The sequence below is a fragment of the Aquabacterium sp. A08 genome (genome assembly GCF_011742065.1).
In genome coordinates this window covers 1-5953 of record NZ_JAAQQT010000613.1, presented here as the reverse complement: position 1 = coordinate 5953, position 5953 = coordinate 1, and the positions used below count along the sequence as shown (strand labels likewise).

Here is a 5953-nt window from a genome sequence, read left to right as displayed (position 1 = left end):
GCTTTCGTGGGGCCATTCGCGGCCCTCGCGGTTGAGCCACACGGCCTGCATGCCCACCCCCAACGCCCCCAGCACGTCGTGGCCGGGGTCGTCGCCGATGTGCAGCACCGCCTCGGGCGGCACGCCGGCGCGGTCGGCCGCGGCCCGAAAGATGCGCGGGTCGGGCTTGCTGCAACCCTGCTCGCGTGCGCTCACACTCGCGTGAAAGTGCACGCCCAGACCGACCCGGTGCACGTCGGCGTTGCCGTTGGACAGGGCCACCAGCGGAAAGCGGGCGGCCAGGTGCTGCAGGGCGGGCAACGCGTCTTCGTACAGGGTCACGCGCTGGCGTTCGGCGAAAAACACTTCGAACGCGGGCTCGGCGTGCGCTTCGGGGTCGCCGGCCAGCACCAGCGCACGCCGGATGGCCTCGCGCCGCAACAGGGTCAGGTCGTGTGCCTGCTCGGCCAGGTCGCGGTTGACGGCGGCGCGGATGGCGCGGCGCTGCTCGGGGTCGGTCAGCAGGGCCGCGGTGGCCGGGGCGTGCTCGGCCAGCCAGGCCTGCAGCACCCCCTCGGCGCGCTCGATGGTGGGCCAGATGGGCCAGAGCGTGTCGTCCAAATCGAGGGTGATGGCCCGGATGCGCGCGAGGTTCAGCATAGGTGGGCGAGAATACCGCATGGCCTTTCGCAAAGAACCCCCCTACACCCACGGCCAGGCGGCCAAGACCGGCGTGCTGCTGTGCAACCTGGGCACGCCCGACGCCCCGAACGCCCCGGCGCTGCGGCGCTACCTGGGCCAGTTCCTGGCCGACCCGCGTGTGGTCGAAATCCCCAAAGCCGTCTGGTGGCTGATCCTGCACGGCATCATCCTGCGGGTGCGGCCGAAAAAATCGGCGGCCAAGTACGCCACCATCTGGACGCACGAGGGCTCGCCCCTGAAAGTCTGGACCGCCAAGCAGGCCGCGCTGCTGCAGGGCTACCTGGGCGAACGCGGCCACCACCTGGACGTGCGCTACGCCATGCGCTACGGCCAGCCGTCCATCGACCGCCAGCTCGACGCCATGAAGGCCGCCGGCTGCACCCGGGTGCTGGTGTTGCCGGCCTACCCCCAGTACAGCGGCGCCACCAGCGCCAGCGTGTTCGACGCGGTCTACGCCTGGGGCGCCCGGGTGCGCTACGTGCCGGAGCTGCGCTTCGTCAACCACTACCACGACGACCCGGCCTACATCGACGCGCTCAAAACCTCGGTGCAGCAACACTGGATGGCGCACGGCCGCCCCGACAAGCTGGTGATGAGCTTCCACGGCATGCCCGAGCGCACCCTGCACCTGGGCGACCCCTACCACTGCGAATGCCACAAAACCGGCCGCCTGCTGGCCGAGGCCCTGGGGCTGCAGAAGGCAGACTACGCGGTCACCTTCCAGTCGCGCTTTGGCAAGGCCAAGTGGCTGGAGCCCTACACCGAACCGACCCTGGTGCAGTTGGCCCAGGCCGGCGTCGGTCGGGTGGACGTGGTCTGCCCCGGCTTCAGCAGCGACTGCATCGAAACCCTGGAAGAGATCGACCAGGAAGCGCGCGAGGCCTTCCTGCACGCCGGCGGCCGCGAGTTCCACTACATCCCCTGCCTGAACGACAGCGCGCCCGGCATGCGCGCCCTGGCCGACCTGTGCGAACGCCACCTGGCCGGCTGGCCCACCCAGGCCCTGCCGGACGCCGCTGCCAGCGAGCAAACCCTGGCCCGGGCCCGCGCCCGCGCCCTGGGGGCCAGCCACTGACGCAGACGTGGCACACCTGCATGTGCAACGGCCGCACCGCCTGGACTGGGCCGCGGCCCGGCGCCTGACCGAGGCTTGGGCCGCAGAGGCCGAGGCCCGCTGGGGCCTGCGGTGGACCGCCACACCACAAGACGGCCACGACCGCCTGGATTTTCGCGGTCCGGGCGTGCAGGGGGTGTTGCAGGTGTGGCCCGAACACCTGGTGCTGGAGGCCGAACTGGGGTTTCTGTGGCGGGCTTACCAGGGCCGCATCGAGGCGGAAATCCAGCGCCAGCTGGACCTGCGCCTCGGCCCGGTGGACGGCGCGGTTTAGGCGCGCAGGCCCACGCCGTCGAAACAGGTGCGCAAGACGAGTCCCACGATCTCGTCGTCCGAAAACTGCCCGGTGCCACGCAGAAACCCCACCACCGGGTCGCAGGCGCGGGCGTACAGGGTGTAGAGCACGGCGATCGGTGGCAGCGCCGGGTTGATCTCGCCGGCCGCCTGGGCCGCCTCGATCCAGCCACCCAGCCGGTCGCTGACCGCCATCAGCAAGTCCATGTAGTCCGCGTTGCCCAGCAGGGCGGCACGCAGGCTGGAGTTTTCGCTGGGCAGGGTCGGCATCTGGCCGGCCAATTGCGCACGCAGCAACCAGTCCACCACCGCGCGCAAACGCGCGCCGGGCGACAGGGCCGGGGACAGCCCCTCCAGGTGGGCCTGGGCGCGGGCCATCAGCCGAACCATGGCGGCGCCGGCCAGCGCCTCCTTGCTGGGAAAGTGCCGGTACAGGCTGGCCTTGGCCATGCCCGCCTCCGCCGCCACCTCGTCCACCGTCATGGCGTCAAAGCCCTTGTCGGCCAGCAAGCGGTGCACCGCCGCGACGATGGCCTCCTCGCGCGCTTCGTGCATCTGGGCACGGAAACTTTTTTTCACCGGTGCCGCAGCGGCATCTGGCAGGGGGGAACGGGCATTCATGGCGGCATTGTCGGTCAGGGGCGGCGGGGAGCAGCCCGAAAAACCATACTACCAGATCAAATATTAAACCGATTAGTCTCGTTTTTTACTTTGAAGTTAATATTTCTCTGCGCCGGTTGCATCCTGCGGCTGGCGTCCCACAACCTCTGCACTTGCACGGAGTCTCACATGAAGAAATTGCTGATTGCGTCCTTGATGGGCCTGGGCGCTCTGACCGCCCAAGCCGCCGACATCGTCGACACCGCCGTCTCCGCCGGTTCCTTCAAAACCCTGGTGGCGGCCATGCAGGCGGCCGGTCTGGTCGACACGCTCAAGGGCCCAGGTCCGTTCACCGTGTTCGCGCCGACCGACGAAGCCTTCGCCAAAGTGCCCAAGGCCCAACTGGACGCGCTGCTCAAAGACAAGGCCGCGCTGACGAAGGTGCTGACCTACCACGTGGTGCCGGGCAAGGTGATGGCGGCCAACGTGGCCGCCGGCAAGGTCAAAACCGTTCAGGGCGCCGAACTCACCGTGTCCACCACCGGTGGGGTAAAGGTGGACAACGCCAACGTCGTCAAGACCGACGTGCTGGCCAGCAACGGCGTGATCCACGTGATCGACACGGTGGTCATGCCCAAGTAAACGCAGCGCGTCCCCCAACCCAGCCTCCCACCCGGGAGGCTTTTTTGCGGGCACGGCCGCCACACCCGCGGGGCCGTGCTAAGGTTTTGCCCATGAAACCGTCGGTCAGCGATACCCACGACAAAATCCGCCTGGACAAATGGCTCTGGGCGGCGCGCTTTTTCAAAACCCGCAGCCTGGCCGGCGACGAGATCGACAAGGGCCGGGTGCGCGTCAACGGCCAGGTCGCCAAAGCCTCGCGCGAACCGAAGGTGGGCGACGAGATCACCTTCCAGGCCGGGCACAGCCCGCGCACGGTGGTGGTGCGGGCCCTGAGCGCGGTGCGCGGCGGTGCGCCCCAGGCCGCGCTGCTGTACGAGGAAACCGCTGCGTCGCTGCTGGCGCGCAGCCAGGCCGCCGAGCGGCACCGGCTGGCGCCGGAGCCGGCCCACGCCATCGCCCAGGGGCGGCCGACCAAACGCGACAGGCGGCAGTTGCAGGATCTGCGATCATCGCCCGACCGGCCCCCGGCCGACTGGAACGCGCGCTGGAGCGCCGCGCTCGACGATTGACCCCCACCAGAAGAAAGCCCATGGAGACGAACCGCTACCCCTTCCCCGACCTCAACAGCCTGCCCGAGGACATCCGCGCCAAGATTCTGGAGGTGCAGGACAAGGCCGGCTTCGTGCCCAACGTGTTCTTGGGTTTCGCCCGCCGCCCGGCCGAGTGGCGCGCCTTCTTCGCTTACCACGACGCGCTGATGCTGCCGGAAACGGTGGGGCGCGAGAGCGGCCTCACCAAAGGCGACCGGGAAATGATCGTCACCGCCACCAGCGCCGCCAACCAGTGCCTGTACTGCGTGGTGGCGCACGGCGCCATCCTGCGCATCTACGAGAAAAAGCCGCTGGTGGCCGACCAAGTCGCCATCAACCACCGCAAGGCGGACATCAGCCCGCGCCAGCGCGCCATGCTCGACTTCGCGATGAAGGTGTGCCAGAACGCCCACGAGATCGACGACGCCGACTTCGCCGTGCTGCACGCGCACGGCTTCAACGACGAGGACGCCTGGGACATCGCCGCCATCACCGCCTTCTTTGGCCTCTCCAACCGCATGGCCAGCTTCAGCGGCCTGCAGCCCAACCCGGAGTTCTACCTGATGGGCCGCGTGCCCAAGGCCAAGCCCGCCGCCTGACCACCCCGGACCGGCCCTAAGCCGGTCGGTCGGCCCACGCGTGCCGCCGGCGGCCTCAAGCCAGCCGATCGCGCAGGTGCACCGGCAAGGGCGCCGACTTTTGCGCCGGAAAGTCCACCCAAACCACGGTCGCGCCACCGTTGGCATACACCATGTCCGGGTCGTCGGTGCGGCACAGCTCGTGGTAGGTGTCGAAGGAGCTGCGGCCCACCGCGCCGGCGTAGGTGCGCACCAGCACCTCGCCCGGGAACTCCAGCTGCCGGATGAAGTTGCAGAAGGCGTTGGCAATCACCGGGCCCTCGCCCTGCGGGTTGGCCGGCACGCCGGACTCGAACATCCACTGCAGGCGCGCGATTTCCATGTAACGGAAGTACAGCGTGTTGTTGACGTGGCCCATCGCGTCCATGTCGCCCCAGCGGATGGGCACGGTCACGGTGTGGATCAGGGTTTTCTTGGCAGGCAGCTCCAGTTTCATGCCACCGCCCTCACACCGCAAAACCGTCGTCGGCGGCGATCACCGCACCGTTGACAAAATGGCTTTCCTTGCTCGCCAGCATCATCAGCACGGCGTCCAGGTCCTCGGGGCGGCCCACGCGCTTGCGCGGCAGCATGGCGATCAGCTTCTGCCCGCCCTCGGTTTGCCAGTGGTGGTGGTTGATCTCGGTGTCGATGTAACCCGGGCAGATCGCGTTCACGTTGATCCCGAACTTGCCCCACTCCACCGCCATGGCCTTGGTCATCTGGATCACGGCGGCCTTGCTCATGCAGTACACCCCGATCTGCGGCAGCACCTTCAGCCCCGCCATGCTGGCGATGTTGACGATGCGCCCGCCCACGTAGGTGCCCGGCGCCGCGCCCTTGGCCCGCGCCAGCATGCGCTTGCCCACCGCCTGCGCCACGAAAAACGCGCCGCGCACGTTGGTGTCCATGATGAAGTCGTAGTCCGCCTCGCTCACGTCCTGCAGACGCTGCGTGGTGCTCACGCCCGAGTTGTTGACCAGGATGTCGATCGGGCCGACCTCGGTTTCGGCGTGGGCCACGGCGGCCTCGATGGCATCGCGGTCGGTCACGTCCAGCGCCACCACGTGGGCGTCGCCGCCCTCGGCCTCGATGGCCACGCGCAGGTCCTGCAGCTTGTCGGTGCGGCGGCTGGCCAGCACCACCGCGGCCCCGGCACGCGACAGGGTGCGGGCAAACTGTGCCCCCAGGCCACTGGACGCGCCCGTCACCAAGGCCACCCGGCCCGACAAATCGATCTGATACGCCATCGTTTTCCCCAGAGTGTGATGAATGTCGTGGAATCGACAGTCATTGTGACGGCCGCCCCCCTAAAATCGGTCGCGTTGATGACAGCCTGACGTAAGCCTGGGCGGTCGCCCCACCCCCCAACAAAAACCTGGCAGAGAGCAATCCATGAAAACCCCCCTGACCCTCCTGGAACAACACGGCCC

The 5953-nt window shown here is 68.4% G+C and carries 9 protein-coding genes; 5 read left to right on the top strand and 4 right to left on the bottom strand.

What is annotated here, in order from left to right; all coding sequences use genetic code 11:
• On the bottom strand, positions 1-639 hold a 639-nt coding region (locus tag HA630_RS10530), incomplete at its 3' end, for an HAD family hydrolase (protein WP_166834556.1).
• A gap of 19 nt (positions 640-658) precedes the next feature.
• Between HA630_RS10530 and hemH the strand changes: the two genes are divergently transcribed.
• Together hemH and HA630_RS10520 are read left to right on the top strand one after the other, a co-directional pair.
• A complete protein-coding gene (gene hemH, locus HA630_RS10525) occupies positions 659-1756 on the top strand; it encodes a ferrochelatase (protein WP_166834554.1) in 1098 nt (365 codons plus the stop codon).
• A 7-nt stretch (positions 1757-1763) separates the two neighbouring features.
• Positions 1764-2069 (top strand): polyhydroxyalkanoic acid system family protein, encoded by a 306-nt coding sequence (locus HA630_RS10520; RefSeq protein WP_166834552.1) that lies wholly within the window; start codon positions 1764-1766, stop codon positions 2067-2069.
• Here the strand turns inward: HA630_RS10520 and HA630_RS10515 are convergent.
• Complete coding sequence (locus HA630_RS10515; protein ID WP_243855440.1) at positions 2066-2710, bottom strand: TetR/AcrR family transcriptional regulator; 645 nt, start codon at positions 2708-2710, stop codon at positions 2066-2068. The two genes, HA630_RS10520 and HA630_RS10515, sit on opposite strands and share 4 nt — an antisense overlap.
• Positions 2711-2878: 168 nt before the next feature.
• Here HA630_RS10515 and HA630_RS10510 point away from each other — a divergent pair, with 168 nt between their 5' ends.
• From HA630_RS10510 to HA630_RS10500, 3 genes are all read left to right on the top strand, one after another.
• On the top strand, positions 2879-3331 hold the full coding sequence (locus HA630_RS10510) for a fasciclin domain-containing protein (RefSeq protein WP_166834550.1): 453 nt from the start codon (positions 2879-2881) through the stop codon (positions 3329-3331).
• A gap of 92 nt (positions 3332-3423) precedes the next feature.
• Entirely contained in the window at positions 3424-3882 is a 459-nt protein-coding gene (locus tag HA630_RS10505; protein ID WP_166834548.1) for an RNA-binding S4 domain-containing protein, read from the top strand.
• 20 nt (positions 3883-3902) lie between these two features.
• The gene (locus tag HA630_RS10500; protein ID WP_166834546.1) at positions 3903-4502 is read left to right on the top strand and encodes a peroxidase-related enzyme; all 600 of its coding nucleotides are present in this window, start codon (positions 3903-3905) and stop codon (positions 4500-4502) included.
• Positions 4503-4557: 55 nt separating this feature from the next.
• Here HA630_RS10500 and HA630_RS10495 read toward each other — a convergent pair whose 3' ends face one another.
• A complete protein-coding gene (locus HA630_RS10495; protein ID WP_166834544.1) occupies positions 4558-4977 on the bottom strand; it encodes a thioesterase family protein in 420 nt (139 codons plus the stop codon).
• Between the two features lie 10 nt (positions 4978-4987).
• Positions 4988-5770 (bottom strand): SDR family oxidoreductase, encoded by a 783-nt coding sequence (locus HA630_RS10490; RefSeq protein ID WP_166834542.1) that lies wholly within the window; start codon positions 5768-5770, stop codon positions 4988-4990.
• Positions 5771-5953: the final 183 nt, after the last annotated feature.

What these genes read in the sequence shown, in the direction of transcription:
- hemH (WP_166834554.1), top strand. Translation starts at nt 659, where the DNA reads ATGGCCTTTCGCAAAGAACCCCCCTACACCCACGGCCAGGCGGCCAAG.
- HA630_RS10515 (WP_243855440.1), bottom strand. Translation starts at nt 2,710, where the DNA reads ATGAATGCCCGTTCCCCCCTGCCAGATGCCGCTGCGGCACCGGTGAAA.
- HA630_RS10510 (WP_166834550.1), top strand. Translation starts at nt 2,879, where the DNA reads ATGAAGAAATTGCTGATTGCGTCCTTGATGGGCCTGGGCGCTCTGACC.
- HA630_RS10505 (WP_166834548.1), top strand. Translation starts at nt 3,424, where the DNA reads ATGAAACCGTCGGTCAGCGATACCCACGACAAAATCCGCCTGGACAAA.
- HA630_RS10500 (WP_166834546.1), top strand. Translation starts at nt 3,903, where the DNA reads ATGGAGACGAACCGCTACCCCTTCCCCGACCTCAACAGCCTGCCCGAG.
- HA630_RS10495 (WP_166834544.1), bottom strand. Translation starts at nt 4,977, where the DNA reads ATGAAACTGGAGCTGCCTGCCAAGAAAACCCTGATCCACACCGTGACC.
- HA630_RS10490 (WP_166834542.1), bottom strand. Translation starts at nt 5,770, where the DNA reads ATGGCGTATCAGATCGATTTGTCGGGCCGGGTGGCCTTGGTGACGGGC.